Genomic DNA, 16,246 nt, shown 5'->3' with positions numbered 1-16,246 from the left:
CTCATCGGATCAGCTCTCCGGCTTCGTGACGACGACGGGCTGGTTCCAGTTCGACAGCGTCATCTGGATCGAGTTGCCCGACCCCTTGTCGATCATCACCTGCGCCAACTGGTGCTCACCGGTCTCCTGGATCCAGACGGTGGTCGGAACCTGGTCTGTGGCGTTCAGCGGCGCGAGCTTGTTCACCACGTCGCCGTTGACCTTTCCGCTGATGCGCACGGCAGTCTGCCCGTTGATCATGTCGCGGCCCTCGGCTTTCGGATCGTTGAGATTCGCCAGAATGTTGGCGACGCCCGTTTCCGGGCTGAGAATTGCCGACGGGTCGTAGTGCAACAGTTCCTCGATCTTGCCCACGTCGGTCCATTGCCCGGGGGACAGGGCGGTGGTGTACAGCTCGCCCTCCAAGATCACGAAGTCGGCCTGAACCTCGTTGCCGAACGCAATGATTCGGGCGTTGCCCTTGCCGGCGGTGGTCGGGGTGGTGGTCAGATCGCCGGTGAGGTTCTTCAGCGGCAGGCCCGCAATCTTGCCGTTCACCGTCAAGTTCAGATGCGCGCTCTTGACGCCTTTGGTGACCGCGGCCGACTGGCTGACCAAGGTCTTTGCGTCGGGAAGTGGACCACCTTTGGCTTTCTTGCTGATCGTGCACCCGCCGCTGAGCGTGACAGCGACGCTCAGGATGGCGAAGACGGCTAAGAGTCGTCGGGGGGTCTGCATACGTTGCATCGTAGAGGGTGCCCATGTCAGACCCCTGGTAGCCGGGCGGGTGCAGACGGCCGCAAACAGTCACTAACCTGGTGCGATGTTCACCGGAATTGTCGAGGAGCTGGGGCAGGTGGTCGGCCGGGACGCGCTGGTCGATGCCGCGCGGCTGATCATTCGCGGGCCCACCGTGACCGCCGACGCCGGTCACGGCGATTCGATCGCCGTCAACGGCGTGTGTCTGACAGTGGTCGACGTGCTGCCCGACGGCCAGTTCAGCGCCGACGTGATGGCCGAGACGCTGAACCGCTCGAATCTGGGCCGGCTGCAACCGGGGAGCCCGGTGAACCTGGAACGCGCGGCGGCGATCAACAGCCGGCTGGGCGGACACATCGTGCAGGGTCACGTGGACGGAACCGGTGCGATCGTCGCCCGCACGCCCGCTGAGCACTGGGAAGTGGTGCGCGTCGAGATGCCCGCGGCCGTGGCCCGCTACGTCGTGGAGAAGGGGTCGATCACCGTGGACGGGATTTCGCTCACCGTTTCCGCCCTGGGCGCCCAGCCCCGGGACTGGTTCGAGGTCTCCCTGATTCCGACCACCCGGGAGCTGACCACGTTGGGTTCCGCCCCGGTCGGCACCCAGGTGAATCTGGAGGTGGACGTGATCGCGAAGTACGTCGAGCGCCTGCTGCAAGCCCAGCGCGACTGATGTGGGCCTCCCACTCAACACGCAGCGGCAATAACCCGGGGCCGGCGGTGGTTCATACTGAATGCAACACGGCGGTTTTCGTGCTGGCCGTTCGAACAGCAAGGTAGCGACGATGACGAGGTTGGACTCCGTCGAGAGGGCGGTTGCCGACATAGCGGCGGGCAAGGCCGTCGTCGTCATCGACGACGAGGAACGCGAAAACGAGGGCGATCTGATTTTCGCGGCCGAGAAGGCCACCCCGGAGCTGGTGGCGTTCATGGTCCGCTACACCTCGGGATACCTGTGCGTGCCGCTGTCCGGGGAGATCTGCGACCGGCTGGGTCTGCTGCCGATGTACGCGGTGAACCAGGACAAGCACGGCACCGCCTACACCGTGACTGTCGATGCGAGACTCGGTGTGGGAACCGGGATCTCAGCGTCGGACCGGGCCACCACGATGCGGCTGCTGGCAGATCCGGCGAGTATCTCGCAGGATTTCACCCGTCCCGGTCACGTGGTTCCGTTGCGCGCCAAGGATGGTGGTGTGCTGCGGCGTCCCGGTCACACCGAAGCCGCGGTCGATCTGGCCCGGATGGCGGGCCTGCAGCCGGCCGGCACCATCTGCGAGATCGTCAGTCAAAAAGACGAGGGCGCGATGGCCCAGACCGACGAGCTGCGGGTCTTCGCCGACGAGCACGGTCTGGCGCTGATCACCATCGCCGACCTGATCGAGTGGCGCCGCAAGCACGAGAAGCACATCGAGCGCATCGCCGAGGCCCGGATCCCGACCCGGCACGGGCAGTTCCGCGCCATCGGCTACAGCAGCATCTACGAGGACGTCGAGCATGTCGCGTTGGTCCGCGGTGACATCGCCGGGCCCAACGGCGACGGCGACGACGTGCTGGTGCGGGTGCACTCGGAGTGCCTCACCGGGGACGTGTTCGGCTCGCGCCGGTGTGACTGCGGGCCGCAACTGGATGCCGCCATGGCGATGGTCGCCCGGGAGGGCCGCGGCGTGGTGTTGTACATGCGCGGCCACGAGGGCCGCGGCATCGGCCTGATGCACAAGCTGCAGGCCTATCAATTGCAGGACGCCGGCGACGACACGGTGGATGCCAACCTCAAGCTCGGATTGCCCGCCGACGCACGCGATTACGGGATCGGCGCGCAGATCCTGGTCGATCTCGGGGTCCGCTCGATGCGGCTGCTGACCAACAACCCGGCCAAGCGGGTCGGCCTGGACGGATACGGGTTGCACATCATCGAACGGGTGCCGCTGCCGGTGCGGGCGAACGCCGAGAACATCCGCTACCTGATGACCAAACGCGACAAGATGGGCCACGACCTGGCGGGCCTGGACGATTTCCACGAATCCATTCATCTGCCAGGCGAATTCGGCGGTGCCTTGTGAGGGGTACGCGGTGAGCGGTGGCGCTGGCGTGCCGGACATCCCGGCGCTCGACGCTTCAGGCGTGCGGTTGGGCATTGTCGCCAGCACCTGGCACGGGACGATCTGCGACGCGCTGCTGGCCGGTGCGCGCAAAGTCGCCACCGCGTCCGGTATCGACGATCCGACGGTGGTACGGGTGCTGGGTGCCATCGAGATCCCGGTCGTGGCACAGGAACTGGCCCGCAGCCACGATGCCGTCGTCGCGCTTGGTGTGGTGATCCGCGGTGAGACACCGCATTTCGACTACGTCTGCGACGCGGTGACCCAGGGACTGACCCGGGTCTCGCTGGACGCGGCCACGCCAGTGGCCAACGGGGTGTTGACCACCAACAACGAGGCGCAGGCCCTCGACCGGGCCGGGCTGCCGTCGTCGGCCGAAGACAAGGGCGGCCAGGCCGCGGCGGCAGCGCTGAGCACCGCACTGACCCTGCGCGACCTGCGCGCCCGATCGTGACGACGAAATCCGCCGCGGGTGACTGGGACCTGGTCTGCCGCCCACGCCTGACACCGTTGTTCGCCTACGGGGCGGCGTTCATCCTGCTGGCGGCGCATATCGCCGGTGGACTGCTGCTCAAGATCGGGTCCAGCGGAGTGGTCTTCCAGACTGCCGACCAGATCGCGATGGCACTGTTGGGCGCGGTCCTGGCGGGTGCCGTGCTGTTGTTCGCGCGGCCCCGGCTGCGCGTCGGCGCGGCTGGGTTGTCGGTACGAAATATGTTGGGCGACAAGTTGATTCCGTGGTCCGATGTGGTCGACGTGTCGTTTCCGGTCGGTGGCCGCTGGGCTCACGTCGACCTGCCCGACGACGAATACATCCCGGTGATGGCGATCCAGGCCGTGGACAGGGAACGCGCGGTCGCGGCGATGGATTCGGTGCGATCGCTCATGGCCCGCTATCGGCCGGACCTGCACGCGCGCTGATGGCGCGACCGAGGTGGCGTGGCCGCCGTGTCCACCGAAACCCGCCCGACCACTAACCTGGTTTGGTGCCAGATCCCGCCACCTACCGTCCGGCTCCCGGGTCTATCCCGGTCGAGCCGGGCGTGTACCGATTCCGGGATCCGCACGGGCGCGTCATCTACGTCGGCAAGGCCAAGAGCCTGCGCAGCCGGCTGACGTCGTATTTCCAGGACATCTCCGCCCTGCACCCGCGCACCCGGCAGATGGTGACCACCGCCGCCAAGGTCGAGTGGACGGTGGTGAACACCGAGGTCGAGGCGCTGCAGCTGGAATACAACTGGATCAAGGAGTTCGATCCGCGCTTCAACGTCCGCTACCGCGACGACAAGTCCTACCCGGTGCTGGCCGTCACCCTCAACGAAGAGTTCCCGCGGTTGATGGTGTACCGCGGGCCCCGGCGCAAGGGGGTGCGCTATTTCGGACCGTATTCGCATGCCTGGGCCATCCGCGAGACGCTGGACCTGCTCACCCGGGTCTTCCCGGCGCGGACCTGCTCGGGCGGAGTCTTCAAGCGACACAGCCAGATCGACCGGCCCTGCCTGCTCGGCTACATCGACAAATGTTCGGCGCCCTGCGTCGGCCGGGTGAGTGCCGAGCAGCACCGTCAGATCGTGCTCGATTTCTGCGACTTCCTGTCCGGCAAGACCGACCGCTACGCGCGCGAGCTGGAGCAGCAGATGCACGCCGCGTCCGAACAGCTGGATTTCGAACGGGCCGCGCGGCTGCGCGACGACCTCGGTGCGCTCAAGCGTGCGATGGAGAAGCAAGCCGTGGTACTCGGCGACGGCACCGACGCCGACGTGATGGCATTCGCCGACGACGACCTCGAGGCCGCGGTGCAGGTTTTCCACGTGCGCGGCGGGCGGGTCCGCGGCCAGCGCGGCTGGGTCGTGGAGAAATCCGCGGAAGCCGGGGATTCCGGCGCCGAGCAGCTGGTCGAGCAGTTCGTCACGCAGTTCTACGGCGATCAGGCCGAACTGGGTCTGGAAACCAGCCAAGCGGCCGACGAATCCGTCAACCCGGTGCCCCGCGAAGTGCTGGTGCCCTGCCTGCCGGCCAACCACGACGAGCTGGTCGCCTGGCTGTCCGGTCTGCGTGGTGCGAAGGTCGCACTGCGGGTGCCCCGGCGTGGTGACAAACGCGCGCTCGCCGACACCGTGGAACGCAACGCCAAAGATGCTCTGCAGCAACACAAGCTGAAGCGCGCCGGCGACTTCAACGCCAGATCTGCTGCGCTGCAGAACATTCAGGAGTCACTCGGGTTGGCGGACGCCCCGCTGCGCATCGAGTGCGTCGACATCAGCCACGTGCAGGGCACCGACGTCGTCGGCTCGCTGGTGGTCTTCGAGGACGGTCTGCCGCGCAAATCGGACTACCGGCACTTCGGGATTCGCGAGGCCGCGGGCGAGGGGCGGTCGGATGACGTCGCCTCCATCGCCGAGGTGACCCGGCGCCGGTTCCTGCGTCATCTCAGCGACCAGAGCGATCCGAATCTGCTTTCCCCGGAAGGTAAATCGCGCCGATTCGCCTACCCGCCCAACCTCTACGTCGTGGACGGCGGCGCGCCCCAGGTCAACGCGGCCAGTGCCGTGCTCGAGGAGCTCGGCATCACCGACGTCGCGGTGATCGGTCTGGCCAAACGGCTGGAAGAGATCTGGGTGCCGGCCGAACCGGACCCGATCATCATGCCGCGCAACAGCGAGGGACTGTATCTGCTGCAGCGGGTGCGCGACGAAGCGCACCGGTTCGCCATCGCCTACCATCGCAGCAAAAGATCCAAACGGATGACGGCGTCGGCGCTGGATTCCGTGCCCGGACTGGGTGAGCACCGACGCAAGGCGCTGGTCACCCACTTCGGATCGATAGCCCGCCTCAAGGAGGCCACCGTCGAGCAGATCACGGCCGTCCCCGGCATCGGAGTAGCCACGGCCACCGCCGTGCTGGACGCGCTGCGGCCCGAGTCGACGGGAGTCACCGAATGACCGGCAACGAGGTCCCCGCCGGCATCGACGTCGTGCTGGTGACCGGGCTCTCGGGCGCGGGACGGGGCACCGCCGCCAAGGTGCTCGAGGATCTCGGCTGGTATGTGGCCGACAATCTGCCGCCGCAGCTGATCACCCGGATGGTGGATTTCGGGTTGGCCGCCGGCTCGCGGATCACCCAGCTCGCGGTGGTGATGGACGTGCGGTCGCGCGGCTTCACCGGTGACCTGGACGAGGTGCGCAACGAGTTGGCCACCCGCGACATCACCCCGCGTGTGGTGTTCATGGAGGCTTCCGACGACATGCTGGTGCGCCGCTATGAGAACAATCGCCGCAGCCACCCGCTGCAGGGCGAGCAGACCCTGGCCGAAGGTATTGCCGCCGAACGCCGGATGCTGGCTTCGGTTCGGGCCACGGCGGACCTGATCATCGACACCTCGACGTTGTCGGTGCGCGGGCTGCGGGAGACCATCGAGCGCGCGTTCGGCAGCACCGCCGCCGCAACCACCAGCGTCACCGTGGAATCGTTCGGCTTCAAATACGGCCTGCCGATGGACGCCGACATGGTGATGGACGTTCGTTTCCTGCCGAACCCGCACTGGGTCGACGAGCTGCGTCCGCTCACCGGCCAGCACAGCGCGGTGCGCGACTACGTCCTGAGTCAGCCCGGCGCGGCGGATTTTCTGCAGACCTACCACCGGTTGCTGGCCCTGGTGGTCGACGGGTACCGGCGGGAAGGCAAGCGCTACATGACCGTCGCGGTCGGCTGCACCGGCGGTAAGCACCGCAGCGTCGCGATCGCAGAGACGTTGATGGAACTGCTGGGGTCGGATCCGCTGCTCACGGTGCGGGCGTTGCACCGGGATCTGGGCCGCGAATGAATTCCTCGGTGAGCCAGAGCATCGTCGCGATGGGCGGCGGGCACGGCCTGCATGCGACGCTGTCGGCCGCGCGCCGGCTGACGCCGTACGTCACCGCCATCGTGACCGTCGCCGACGACGGCGGCTCGTCGGGCCGGCTGCGCGGGGAACTCGACGTGGTGCCCCCCGGTGATCTGCGAATGGCGTTGGCGGCCTTGGCATCTGACAGTCCGCACGGGCGGCTCTGGGCGACCGTCATGCAGCACCGGTTCGGTGGCACGGGAGCGCTGGCCGGGCATCCGATCGGCAACCTGTTGCTGGCGGGCCTGTCCGAGGTGCTGGCCGATCCGGTCGCGGCACTCGACGAGGTCGGGCACATCCTGGGTGTCAAGGGGCGGGTGCTGCCGATGTGCCCGATCGCCCTGCAGATCGAGGCCGACGTGTCCGGGCTGGAGTCCGATCCGCGCATGTTCCGGTTGATCCGGGGGCAGGTCGCCATCGCCACCACGCCGGGCACGGTGCGCCGGGTACGGTTGCTGCCCGCCGACCCGCCGGCCACCCGGCAGGCCGTCGACGCGATCATGGCCGCCGACCAGGTGGTGCTGGGGCCGGGCTCGTGGTTCACCAGTGTGATCCCGCATGTGCTGGTGCCCGGTCTGCGCACTGCGTTGCGGGCCACCACCGCGCGCAAGGCGCTGGTGCTCAATCTGGTGGCCGAGCCGGGGGAGACGGCCGGCTTCTCGGTGGAACGCCACCTTCATGTGTTGGTCCAGCACGCGCCGGACTTCACGGTGGACGACATCATCATCGACACCGACCGGGTGCCGAGCGATCGCGAACGCGACCAACTGCGCCGCACCGCAACGCTGCTGCAGGCGGAGGTCCACTTCGCCGACGTGGCCCGACCTGGTACACCTTTACATGACCCGGGCAAGCTGGCGGCGGTCCTGGACGGGGTGCGGCAACGTGGCAGTGCTCGTCCTGGGGGCTCAGGGGAGCCCGCGGTGACGGCTACCGAAGAGATACCGATCGACGGTGGCCGTCGGGAACGAACCAAGGGGTGACGACGCGTGGCGATGACGACCGAAGTCAAGGACGAACTGAGCCGTCTGGTGGTCAAGTCGGTCAGTGCGCGCCGCGCGGAGGTCACCTCGCTGCTCAGGTTTGCCGGCGGGTTGCAGATCGTGTCCGGGCGGGTGGTCGTCGAAGCCGAGGTGGATCTGAGCAGCATCGCGCGCCGGCTGCGCAAGGACATCTTCGACCTGTACGGCTACAACGCGGTGGTGCACGTGTTGTCGGCCAGTGGAATTCGCAAGAACACCCGCTATGTGCTGCGGGTCGCCAGTGATGGCGAGGCGCTGGCCCGCCAGACCGGCCTGCTCGACATGCGCGGGCGTCCGGTGCGCGGCCTGCCGGCGCAGGTCGTCGGCGGCAGCGTCGGCGACGCCGAAGCCGCTTGGCGGGGAGCTTTTTTGGCGCACGGCTCGCTGACCGAGCCGGGCCGGTCCTCGGCGCTGGAGGTCAGCTGCCCGGGCCCGGAGGCGGCGCTCGCGCTCGTCGGTGCGGCGCGCCGACTCGGGGTCAGCGCCAAGGCGCGCGAGGTGCGTGGCGCCGACCGGGTGGTGGTGCGCGACGGCGAGGCGATCGGCGCGCTGCTGACCCGGATGGGCGCCCAGGACAGCCGGCAGGTCTGGGAGGAGCGCAGGATGCGCCGCGAGGTCCGGGCCACGGCCAACCGGCTGGCCAACTTCGACGACGCGAACCTGCGCCGGTCGGCGCGCGCGGCGGTGGCTGCGGCGGCGCGGGTGGAACGGGCCCTGGAGATTCTCGCCGACACCGTGCCCGAACATCTGGCCACGGCGGGCCGGCTGCGGGTGGAGCACCGCCAGGCCTCGCTGGAGGAGTTGGGTCGGCTCGCCGACCCGCCGATGACCAAAGATGCTGTGGCAGGCCGTATTCGGCGGTTGCTGTCGATGGCCGATCGGAAGGCGAAGGTGGACGGCATTCCCGACACCGAGTCGGCGGTGACCCCCGATCTGCTGGAGGACGCGTAACACCGGGCTGTGAGATTCTCCGGGTTGCTGGCTTCGCTGGGTGGACGGACGCTACGGTCGGGGAATGCAACGGCTCTCTAGTGTTGATGCGGCGTTCTGGTCCGCGGAAACCGCAGGCTGGCACATGCACGTCGGTGCGCTGGCAATCTGCGACCCCACCGACGCGCCCGACTACAGCTTCCAGCGGCTGCGCGAACTGCTGATCGAGCGGTTGCCGGAGATTCCGCAGCTGCGCTGGAAGGTGACCGGCGCTCCGCTGGGCCTGGACCGCCCGTGGTTCGTCGAGGACGACGAACTCGATATCGATTTCCACGTGCGACGCATCGGCGTTCCCGCCCCCGGCGGGCGCAAAGAGGTCGACGAACTCGTCGGCCGGCTGATGTCCTACAAGCTGGACCGCTCGCGTCCGCTGTGGGAACTGTGGGTCATCGAGGGCGTTAAGGGTGGCCGCATCGCGACCCTGACCAAGATGCATCACGCCATCGTTGACGGGGTTTCCGGCGCCGGGCTCGGCGAGATCCTGCTGGACGTCACCCCCGAGCCGCGCCCCCCGCAGAAGGAAACAGTCGGTTTCGTCGGCTTCCAGATCCCCGGGCTGGAGCGGCGCGCGATCGGTGCGCTGATCAACGTGGCCGTCAAGACACCGTTTCGCATCACCAGACTGCTGGAACAGACGGTCCGCCAACAGATCGCGGCGCTCGGTGTCGCCGGCAAGCCGCCCCGCTATTTCGAGGCGCCCAAGACCCGGTTCAATGCCCCCGTGTCGCCGCACCGGCGCATCACCGGCGCGCGCGTGGAGTTGAAGCGGGCCAAGGCCGTCAAGGATGCGTTCGGGGTCAAGCTCAACGATGTGGTGCTCGCGCTGGTCGCGGGGGCGGCGCGCGAGTACCTGCTCAAGCGCGACGAGTTGCCGTACAAGCCGCTGATCGCCCAGATCCCGGTGTCCACCCGCACCGACGAGTCCAAATCCAACATCGGCAACCAGATCAGTTCGATGACGGCGTCGCTGGCCACCGACATCGACGACCCGGGCGAGCGGCTGCTGGCGATCCACGAAAGTACCCGCAACGCAAAGGAAATGGCCAAAGCTCTGTCCGCGCACCAGATCATGGGGCTCACCGAGACCACGCCGCCCGGGCTGCTGCAGTTGGCCGCCCGCGCCTACACGGTCAGCGGGTTGTCGCGCAACTTCGCGCCGATCAACATGGTCGTCTCCAACGTCCCCGGCCCGTCGGTCCCGCTGTACATGGCCGGCGCCAAGTTGGAGTCGCTGGTTCCGCTCGGCCCACCGGTGATGGACGTGGCGCTCAACATCACCTGCTTCTCCTACGACCAGTGCCTCGACTTCGGTTTCGTGACCACACCGGAGGTCGCCAACGACATCGACGACATGGCCCGAGCCATCGAGCCGGCGCTCAAGGAGTTGGAGCGCGCCGCCGAAGCGCTGTAGTGCGCTATGTGCTCGGCGGGTTCGTCACGTAGACCCAGGACAGGAACCGGGCCACCGCGTCGGCCGACTTGTGTGCCCGCGGCGAGCCGAAGATGTCGAAAGCGTGCTGCGCGTTCGGTAATTCGGCGTAGGCGACCGGCGACTTCGACACCGCGCGCAGTTCGTCGACGAACTCGCGGGCCTCTTCCACCGGGATCAGCGAATCATCCTCGCCGTGCAGCACGAAGAACGGTGGCGCGTCGGGTCCCACGTAGCTGACCGGGGAGGCGTCGACGTAGATATCGCGGTGCGTGCTGAACTTCTTCTTGACCACCATTCGGGCCAGGATCTCGACGAATTCCGCGCGCCCCGGCGCGTCGGTGGAGAACCAGTCGTAGCGACCGTAGAACGGCACGGCGGCCACCACCGAGGTGTCGGCGTCTTCGAAACCCGGCTGGAACTTGGGGTCGTTGGGTGTCAGCGCAGCCAGCGCCGAGAGGTGACCGCCGGCCGAACCACCGCTGATCGCAACGAAATTCGGGTCCCCACCGTAGGCTGCGATGTTCTTTTTCACCCAGGCCAGCGCGCGTTTGACGTCGACGATGTGGTCCGGCCAGGTGTGCACCGGGGATACGCGGTAACCCATCGACACACATACCCAGCCGCGCGAAACCAGATGCGCCATCAGCGGATACGCCTGCGGACGGCGCATCCCGATCATCCAGGCGCCGCCCGGCACCTGCAGCAGCACCGGCGCTTTGCCGTCCCGGTCCAGATCGCGCCGACGCCAGATGTCGGCCCGGTTGGCGCGACCGTGCGGACCGTAGGACACGATGTTCTCTTTGTCGACGAAACGCCGGCGTGCCATCGTGGTGCGCAGCGGCGGGTTGCGCCGACCGGATTGCGTGGGCTGGGTGGGCAATTCCTGCAATTCTTCGGTGTAGTCGGGACCGAGTTGATCGGTCAGCGCCGACTCCAGCACCGGGCCGGGGGTGACCAGGCCGCGGTAGCCGATTACCCCGAGCATCGCCCACGCCGCGCCGGTCAGCGCCAGCGCCACCTTGCCCTTGGGGCCGGCGAAGTCACCGCGCCGCCCGCGGCGCACCGCGTCCAGCACGGACACCCCCGCATACAGCGCCGGCACCTCGGAGGTGGGCCAGCCGAACCAGAACACCGTCGGGGCTGCCCACGAGTTGCGGGTGATCGGCCGTAATCCGTTGGCGGCGTTGACGAATTCCACCGCGGCACGGGTCAGCGGCCGCGGCCGGCGCAACTGCCTGAGCAGTGGGCGCAGGTTCATGAGTCGCTCACCCGGGCCTTGAGTTCGTTGCGCAGGATCTTGCCGGTGCTGCCGCGCGGCAATTCATCGAGGACCGTGATCTCGCGAGGCACCTTGTAATTGGCCAGGTTGTCCCGGACATGCTGTTTGAGGGTCTCGTCGGTGGCACGGGCGCCGGGTGTCAGGACCACGAAAGCCGCCAATCGCTGGCCGTACTGTTCGTCGTCCACGCCGATCACCGACGCTTCGGCGACTTCGGGATGGGATGCCAGCGTCTTCTCCACTTCGATCGGATAGATGTTCTCCCCGCCGGAGACGATCATCTCGTCGTCGCGGCCCACCACGAACAGCCGGCCGTTCTCGTCGAGGTAGCCGACGTCACCCGACGACATGTAGCCGGCGTGGAAATCCTTCTGCTTCGACCCCTCGGTGTAACCGTCGAACTGAGTGTCGTTGTGCACGTAGACGGTCCCGGTCTCACCGGTGGGCAATTCGTGAAAGTCCTTGTCCAGGATGCGGATCGAGGTACCACCCGCCGGCTTGCCCGCGGTGTCGGGGGCCGCGCGCAGGTCCTCGGGCGTCGCGGTGGCGATCATGCCGGCCTCAGTGGCGTTGTAGTTGTTGTAGATCACGTCGCCGAACTGGTCCATGAACGAGATCACGACGTCGGGACGCATCCGTGAACCCGAGGCCGCGGCGAACCGCAGCGATTTCCCGCTGTAGCGGTTGCGCACCTCGTCGGGCAGGTCCATGATCCGGTCGAACATCACCGGTACCACCGCCAGGCCGGTCGCCTGGTAGCGGTCGATCAGGTCCAGCGTCGCTTCCGGGTCGAATTTGCGCCGGGTGACGATGGTGCAGGCCATCGATGCGGCGAAGATCAGCTGCGAGAAACCCCAGGCGTGGAACATGGGCGCGACGATCACGATCGTTTCCTCGGCCCGCCACGGGGTGCGGTCCAGGATCGCCTTGAGCGTACCTATTCCGGCGTTGCCGCCAGATTGCTTGGCGCCCTTGGGTGTTCCGGTGGTACCGGAGGTGAGCAGGATGATGTTGCCCTTGGCCGCACCGCGCTGCGGCCGCTGGCCGGCGTGCGCGGTGATCAGTTCCTCGACCTTGTGCCGGCCCGGCTCAGCGGAGTCGGTCCAGGCCAGGATTCGGGTGGCATCGGGCCGGTCGGCCAGCGCGCGCTCGACGGTGTCGGTGAACTCCTCGTCGTAGATCACCGTGTCGACGTTCTCGCGGTTCACCACTTCGGCCAGGGCCGGACCGGCGAATGATGTGTTGAGCAACAGGATATCGGCACCGATCCGGTTGGCGCCCACCACCGCTTCGATGAAGCCGCGATGGTTGCGGCACATCACGCCGACCACCTTCGGTGCGCCGGAAGGCAACTGCTGCAGGGCAGCACCCAGGGCGTTGATCCGCTCGTCGAGCTCACGCCAGGTCAGCGTGCCCAGTTCGTCGATCAGGGCGGGACGGTCCGGGCAGCGCTGCGGTGCTCCGGCGAAACCTGTTGTCATGCCCATGCCTTCGCGGCGCATGGCCGCGATCATTTTCACGTAGCGGTCGGGGCGCAGCGGCGCGATCAAGCCGGCACGCCGCATGGTGCGGATGACTCCGAGAATGTCTTCGACGCGAGATGCCATGGCTCAGCCCAGGATCGGGAAGCGGCGCTTGGCGGCGAGTTCGTTCAGGCCGGCCTGCATCACCGAGCGGACGTGTTCGTCGACGGCATCGACGTCGGGGTCGGCACCGAATTCCGCGACGATGTCGATCGGTGCGAGCACCTGGGTGACGATCTTGGAAGGCAGCGGCAGATTCGGCGGAATCGGACTGGTCAGCCCGAACGGGAACCCGATGGACAGCGGCAGGATGTCGCTGCGCAGCAACCGTTTCAGGCCCAGCCGCTGTGCCAGCCAGGTGCCGCGGGTCAGGTAGAGCTGGGTTTCCTGGCCACCGATGGAGACCATGGGCACGATGGGTACGCCGGCTTCGATCGCGGTGCTGACGTAGCCTTTTCGGCCGTTGAAGTCGATGACGTTCTCCGCGGCCGTCGGCCGGTAGGCGTCGTAGTCGCCGCCGGGGAACACCACCACCACGCCGCCGGAGCGCAGTGCTTTGGCGGCGTTCTCCCGGTTGGCCCGGATGTAGCCGGTCTTTCGGAAGAAGTCCGCGGTCGGCCCCATGAACAAGATGTCGTGGCTCAGGGTCAGCACCGGCCGGTCATAGCCGAACTTGTCGTAGAAGTCGACGCTGAAGATCGGCACGTCCATGGGGAACTGACCACCCGAGTGGTTGGCGACCACCAGCGCGCCGCCCGGCGGGAACCCGTCCAGTCCGTGCACCTCGCTACGGAAGTACGTCTTCAACATCGGGCGCAGCACCGAGATCATCCGCTGGGTCATGCCGGGGTCGAATTTGCCGATGTCGTCTTCGCTCACTGAGGCTCCTTTGCCGACGAGTTCCTTGATCGTAGCGAGCAGCCTCGACCGTCGATCCGAACCCTCGACGCACTGCGGCGGGTGCCTACATATGCTGCAACGCGACAGAGCTCACCCGAAGGGACTCCCGATGGCCATCCTCGACAGCTTCCGACTCGACGACCGCGTCGCGATCGTCACCGGCGCGTCCAGTGGCCTGGGCGTCGGGTTCGCCGCCGCCCTGGCACAAGCGGGAGCCGACGTGGTGCTCGGCGCGCGGCGCGAGGAACGCATGGCCCGCACCCGGGAACTGGTGGAGGCGGCGGGCCGCCGGGCCGTCGCCGTGCGCACCGACGTGACCGACCCCGGCGATTGCCAGCACCTGGTCCGGGCGGCGGTGGAAAGTTTCGGGCGGGTCGACATCCTGGTCAACAACGCCGGCGTCGGAACCGCCGTCCCGGCGCTGCGCGAGACACCCGAGCAGTTCCGGTCGGTCATCGACCTGAACCTGAACGGTTGCTACTGGATGGCGCAGGCATGTGCGCAGGTCATGCAACCCGGCAGTTCGATCGTGAACATCAGCAGCGTGTTGGGGCTCACCACCGGGGGCCTGCCGCAGGCCGCCTATGCGGCGTCGAAGGCCGGCGTCATCGGTCTGACGCGCGATCTCGCCCAGCAGTGGACCGGGCGCAAGGGCATTCGGGTCAACGCGCTGGCACCGGGGTTCTTCGAGTCGGAGATGACCGACGAATTGCCGGCCGGCTATCTGGAGAGCACCGTGGTCCCGCGTACCCTGGCCGGCCGCATCGGCCGGGTCGAAGAGCTCAGTGCTGCACTGATTTTCCTCGCCAGCGACGCCAGTAGCTATATCACCGGTGTCACGCTGCCGGTCGAAGGCGGCATGCTCGCCACCTGAGGGTGTTGCAGGACGGCTTCGCTCTGCGGAAGGATCCCAGAGGTGGCCCAGCCCGAAGCCGAGGCCCGCGGTCAGCTTGCGGTGATCGCCCGGCAGATGAGTGCCATTCGCGATGAATTCATCACCGAGGTGTTCGCGGCGATGAAGAAGGACATTCAGGGCCTCAACTACGACAGCCGGATGCTGTCGTTGTGGCGGAGCAGCCTCACCGAGCACGTGGTGGCGGGCATTCACTATCTGGAGCGGGATCCACCGGAACCGTTCCTGGAGGCCCCGGCCGCGGGATTGGCCTACGCACGGGCGGCGGCTCAGCGAGACATCCCGTTGTCGGCGCTGGTTCGGGCCCATCGGATCGGACATGCGCGATTCCTGCAGCAGGCAATGCCGTTCGTGTCGCTGTTGTCCGCCGCACAGCGGGTGCCGGCGATGATCGAGCTGGTGAGCCGCTGTTCGCGCTTTGTCGACGTGATCGGCGACCAGCTGATCATGGCCTACGAACAGGAACACGACCGCTGGGTCAGCCGGCGCAGCGGCCTGCAACAACAGTGGGTCACCGACCTGCTCGCCGGGGCGCCGATCGACGTCCAACGTGCCGAAACGGTGCTGGGCTATCAGCTGGACGGGCCGCACGTCGCCGCGGTGTTGTGGGCGGACGACACCACCTCCGCGCGTGACGTCGCGGCGCTGTTCGAGAAGACAGCGGCGCTGCTGGCGGGGGAGCTGCGGGCGGTGGGGCGGTCGCTGATGGTCCCGACCGACGAGCGCGAAGCGCGGCTGTGGTTTTCGCCGTCGGCGGGCCGGGACGCGACGGTCGTGGATCCGCAGCGGGTGCGCGCGGCCTGCACCTCGGCCGGATTGGACGCACGATTGGCGTTCGGCCGGGTCGAACAGGGGCTGGACGGTTTTCGTGCCTCGTTGAAACAGGCCGAACGCGCCAAGGCGGTAGCCCTTGCCGGTGGCGACCACCCCCGCCACCGGGTGGTGTTCTATGCCGATGTCGCGCCGGTTGCGCTGATGGCCGGCGACCCCGAGGAGCTGCGGCGGTTCGTCGCCGACACGCTGGGCGACCTCGATGTGCACGACGAGCGCAATCGCTGGCTGCGGGAGACGCTGCGGCAGTTCCTGGCCCGCAACCGCAGTTATGTCGCCACTGCCGAAGCAATGATGCTGCACCGCAACACTATTCAATATCGGGTGGTGCAGGCGATGGAACGTTGCGGGCAGAACTTCGACGATCCCGACGCGGTGTTCAAGGTACAGCTGGCGCTGGAGGTCCGCCGGTGGATGGGTCCGGTCGTGCCGCGCGCGGTCACGCCTACGGCCTGACGGTGTTCGTGCGCAGCGCACAAAGCCGGCGGTGAGCTTCGGCGCCGCGGCACATGGTATCGGCAAATTAGGAACGTTATCGTTCACCTATGGACGTCACCGCACTGCCCGGCATGCCGCTGTCACGGGCGGTCCCCGATCGCGGTGTCCGCCCCCGCCAACACCGGATGGCAACGA

General features: G+C 67.5%; 14 protein-coding genes and 1 pseudogene. 11 read left to right on the top strand and 4 right to left on the bottom strand.

The window, feature by feature from the left end; genetic code table 11:
• Positions 1 to 9: 9 nt before the first annotated feature.
• Positions 10 to 726, bottom strand: coding sequence for an LppX_LprAFG lipoprotein (locus AC5Y5Z_RS06065; RefSeq protein WP_463825037.1), 717 nt, complete (start codon positions 724 to 726; stop codon positions 10 to 12).
• A gap of 76 nt (positions 727 to 802) precedes the next feature.
• On the opposite strand from AC5Y5Z_RS06065, the gene AC5Y5Z_RS06060 reads away from it, so the two are divergent.
• The 9 genes and pseudogenes from AC5Y5Z_RS06060 to AC5Y5Z_RS06020 all read left to right on the top strand — a co-directional run bounded on the left by AC5Y5Z_RS06060 (position 803) and on the right by AC5Y5Z_RS06020 (position 10,146).
• Complete coding sequence (locus tag AC5Y5Z_RS06060; protein ID WP_463825038.1) at positions 803 to 1,411, top strand: riboflavin synthase; 609 nt, start codon at positions 803 to 805, stop codon at positions 1,409 to 1,411.
• 112 nt (positions 1,412 to 1,523) lie between these two features.
• A complete protein-coding gene (locus AC5Y5Z_RS06055; RefSeq protein ID WP_499923915.1) occupies positions 1,524 to 2,801 on the top strand; it encodes a bifunctional 3,4-dihydroxy-2-butanone-4-phosphate synthase/GTP cyclohydrolase II in 1,278 nt (425 codons plus the stop codon).
• Between the two features lie 10 nt (positions 2,802 to 2,811).
• Positions 2,812 to 3,294 (top strand): 6,7-dimethyl-8-ribityllumazine synthase, encoded by a 483-nt coding sequence (ribH, locus tag AC5Y5Z_RS06050; protein ID WP_463825040.1) that lies wholly within the window; start codon positions 2,812 to 2,814, stop codon positions 3,292 to 3,294.
• Positions 3,291 to 3,761: a PH domain-containing protein gene (locus AC5Y5Z_RS06045; protein WP_463825041.1), complete on the top strand. Its 471-nt coding sequence runs from the start codon at positions 3,291 to 3,293 to the stop codon at positions 3,759 to 3,761. Before ribH ends, AC5Y5Z_RS06045 begins: the two co-directional genes overlap by 4 nt.
• A gap of 65 nt (positions 3,762 to 3,826) precedes the next feature.
• Positions 3,827 to 5,782: an excinuclease ABC subunit UvrC gene (gene uvrC, locus AC5Y5Z_RS06040; protein WP_463825042.1), complete on the top strand. Its 1,956-nt coding sequence runs from the start codon at positions 3,827 to 3,829 to the stop codon at positions 5,780 to 5,782.
• Entirely contained in the window at positions 5,779 to 6,663 is an 885-nt protein-coding gene (rapZ, locus tag AC5Y5Z_RS06035; protein ID WP_463825043.1) for an RNase adapter RapZ, read from the top strand. Before uvrC ends, rapZ begins: the two co-directional genes overlap by 4 nt.
• An 8-nt stretch (positions 6,664 to 6,671) precedes the next feature.
• Positions 6,672 to 7,722, top strand: a pseudogene (gene yvcK, locus AC5Y5Z_RS06030) (uridine diphosphate-N-acetylglucosamine-binding protein YvcK).
• Positions 7,719 to 8,696 carry a DNA-binding protein WhiA gene (gene whiA / locus AC5Y5Z_RS06025; RefSeq protein WP_463825044.1) on the top strand — a complete coding sequence of 326 codons (978 nt, stop codon included), beginning with the start codon at positions 7,719 to 7,721 and terminating at the stop codon, positions 8,694 to 8,696. The pseudogene yvcK and the gene whiA overlap by 4 nt, the downstream one beginning before the upstream one ends.
• A gap of 64 nt (positions 8,697 to 8,760) precedes the next feature.
• Positions 8,761 to 10,146 (top strand): WS/DGAT/MGAT family O-acyltransferase, encoded by a 1,386-nt coding sequence (locus AC5Y5Z_RS06020; protein WP_463825045.1) that lies wholly within the window; start codon positions 8,761 to 8,763, stop codon positions 10,144 to 10,146.
• 4 nt (positions 10,147 to 10,150) lie between these two features.
• Here the strand turns inward: AC5Y5Z_RS06020 and AC5Y5Z_RS06015 are convergent, their stop codons facing one another.
• The 3 genes from AC5Y5Z_RS06015 to AC5Y5Z_RS06005 are packed head-to-tail and all read right to left on the bottom strand — an operon-like array spanning position 10,151 to position 13,812.
• On the bottom strand, positions 10,151 to 11,425 hold the full coding sequence (locus tag AC5Y5Z_RS06015) for an alpha/beta hydrolase fold domain-containing protein (RefSeq protein ID WP_499923904.1): 1,275 nt from the start codon (positions 11,423 to 11,425) through the stop codon (positions 10,151 to 10,153).
• A complete protein-coding gene (fadD12, locus tag AC5Y5Z_RS06010) occupies positions 11,422 to 13,053 on the bottom strand; it encodes an acyl-CoA ligase FadD12 (RefSeq protein ID WP_499923903.1) in 1,632 nt (543 codons plus the stop codon). Before fadD12 ends, AC5Y5Z_RS06015 begins: the two co-directional genes overlap by 4 nt.
• 3 nt (positions 13,054 to 13,056) lie before the next feature.
• On the bottom strand, positions 13,057 to 13,812 hold the full coding sequence (locus tag AC5Y5Z_RS06005) for a 1-acyl-sn-glycerol-3-phosphate acyltransferase (protein WP_463825444.1): 756 nt from the start codon (positions 13,810 to 13,812) through the stop codon (positions 13,057 to 13,059).
• A 166-nt stretch (positions 13,813 to 13,978) separates the two neighbouring features.
• On the opposite strand from AC5Y5Z_RS06005, the gene AC5Y5Z_RS06000 reads away from it, so the two are divergent.
• Positions 13,979 to 14,743 carry an SDR family NAD(P)-dependent oxidoreductase gene (locus AC5Y5Z_RS06000; protein WP_499923902.1) on the top strand — a complete coding sequence of 255 codons (765 nt, stop codon included), beginning with the start codon at positions 13,979 to 13,981 and terminating at the stop codon, positions 14,741 to 14,743.
• Between the two features lie 96 nt (positions 14,744 to 14,839).
• Complete coding sequence (locus tag AC5Y5Z_RS05995) at positions 14,840 to 16,069, top strand: PucR family transcriptional regulator (RefSeq protein ID WP_463825445.1); 1,230 nt, start codon at positions 14,840 to 14,842, stop codon at positions 16,067 to 16,069.
• Positions 16,070 to 16,246 lie beyond the last annotated feature (177 nt).

This window comes from Mycobacterium sp. NGS29, from assembly GCF_059812965.1.
Note: the sequence above shows the minus strand (reverse complement) of the source record. Positions and strands in the feature narration are given on the sequence as shown.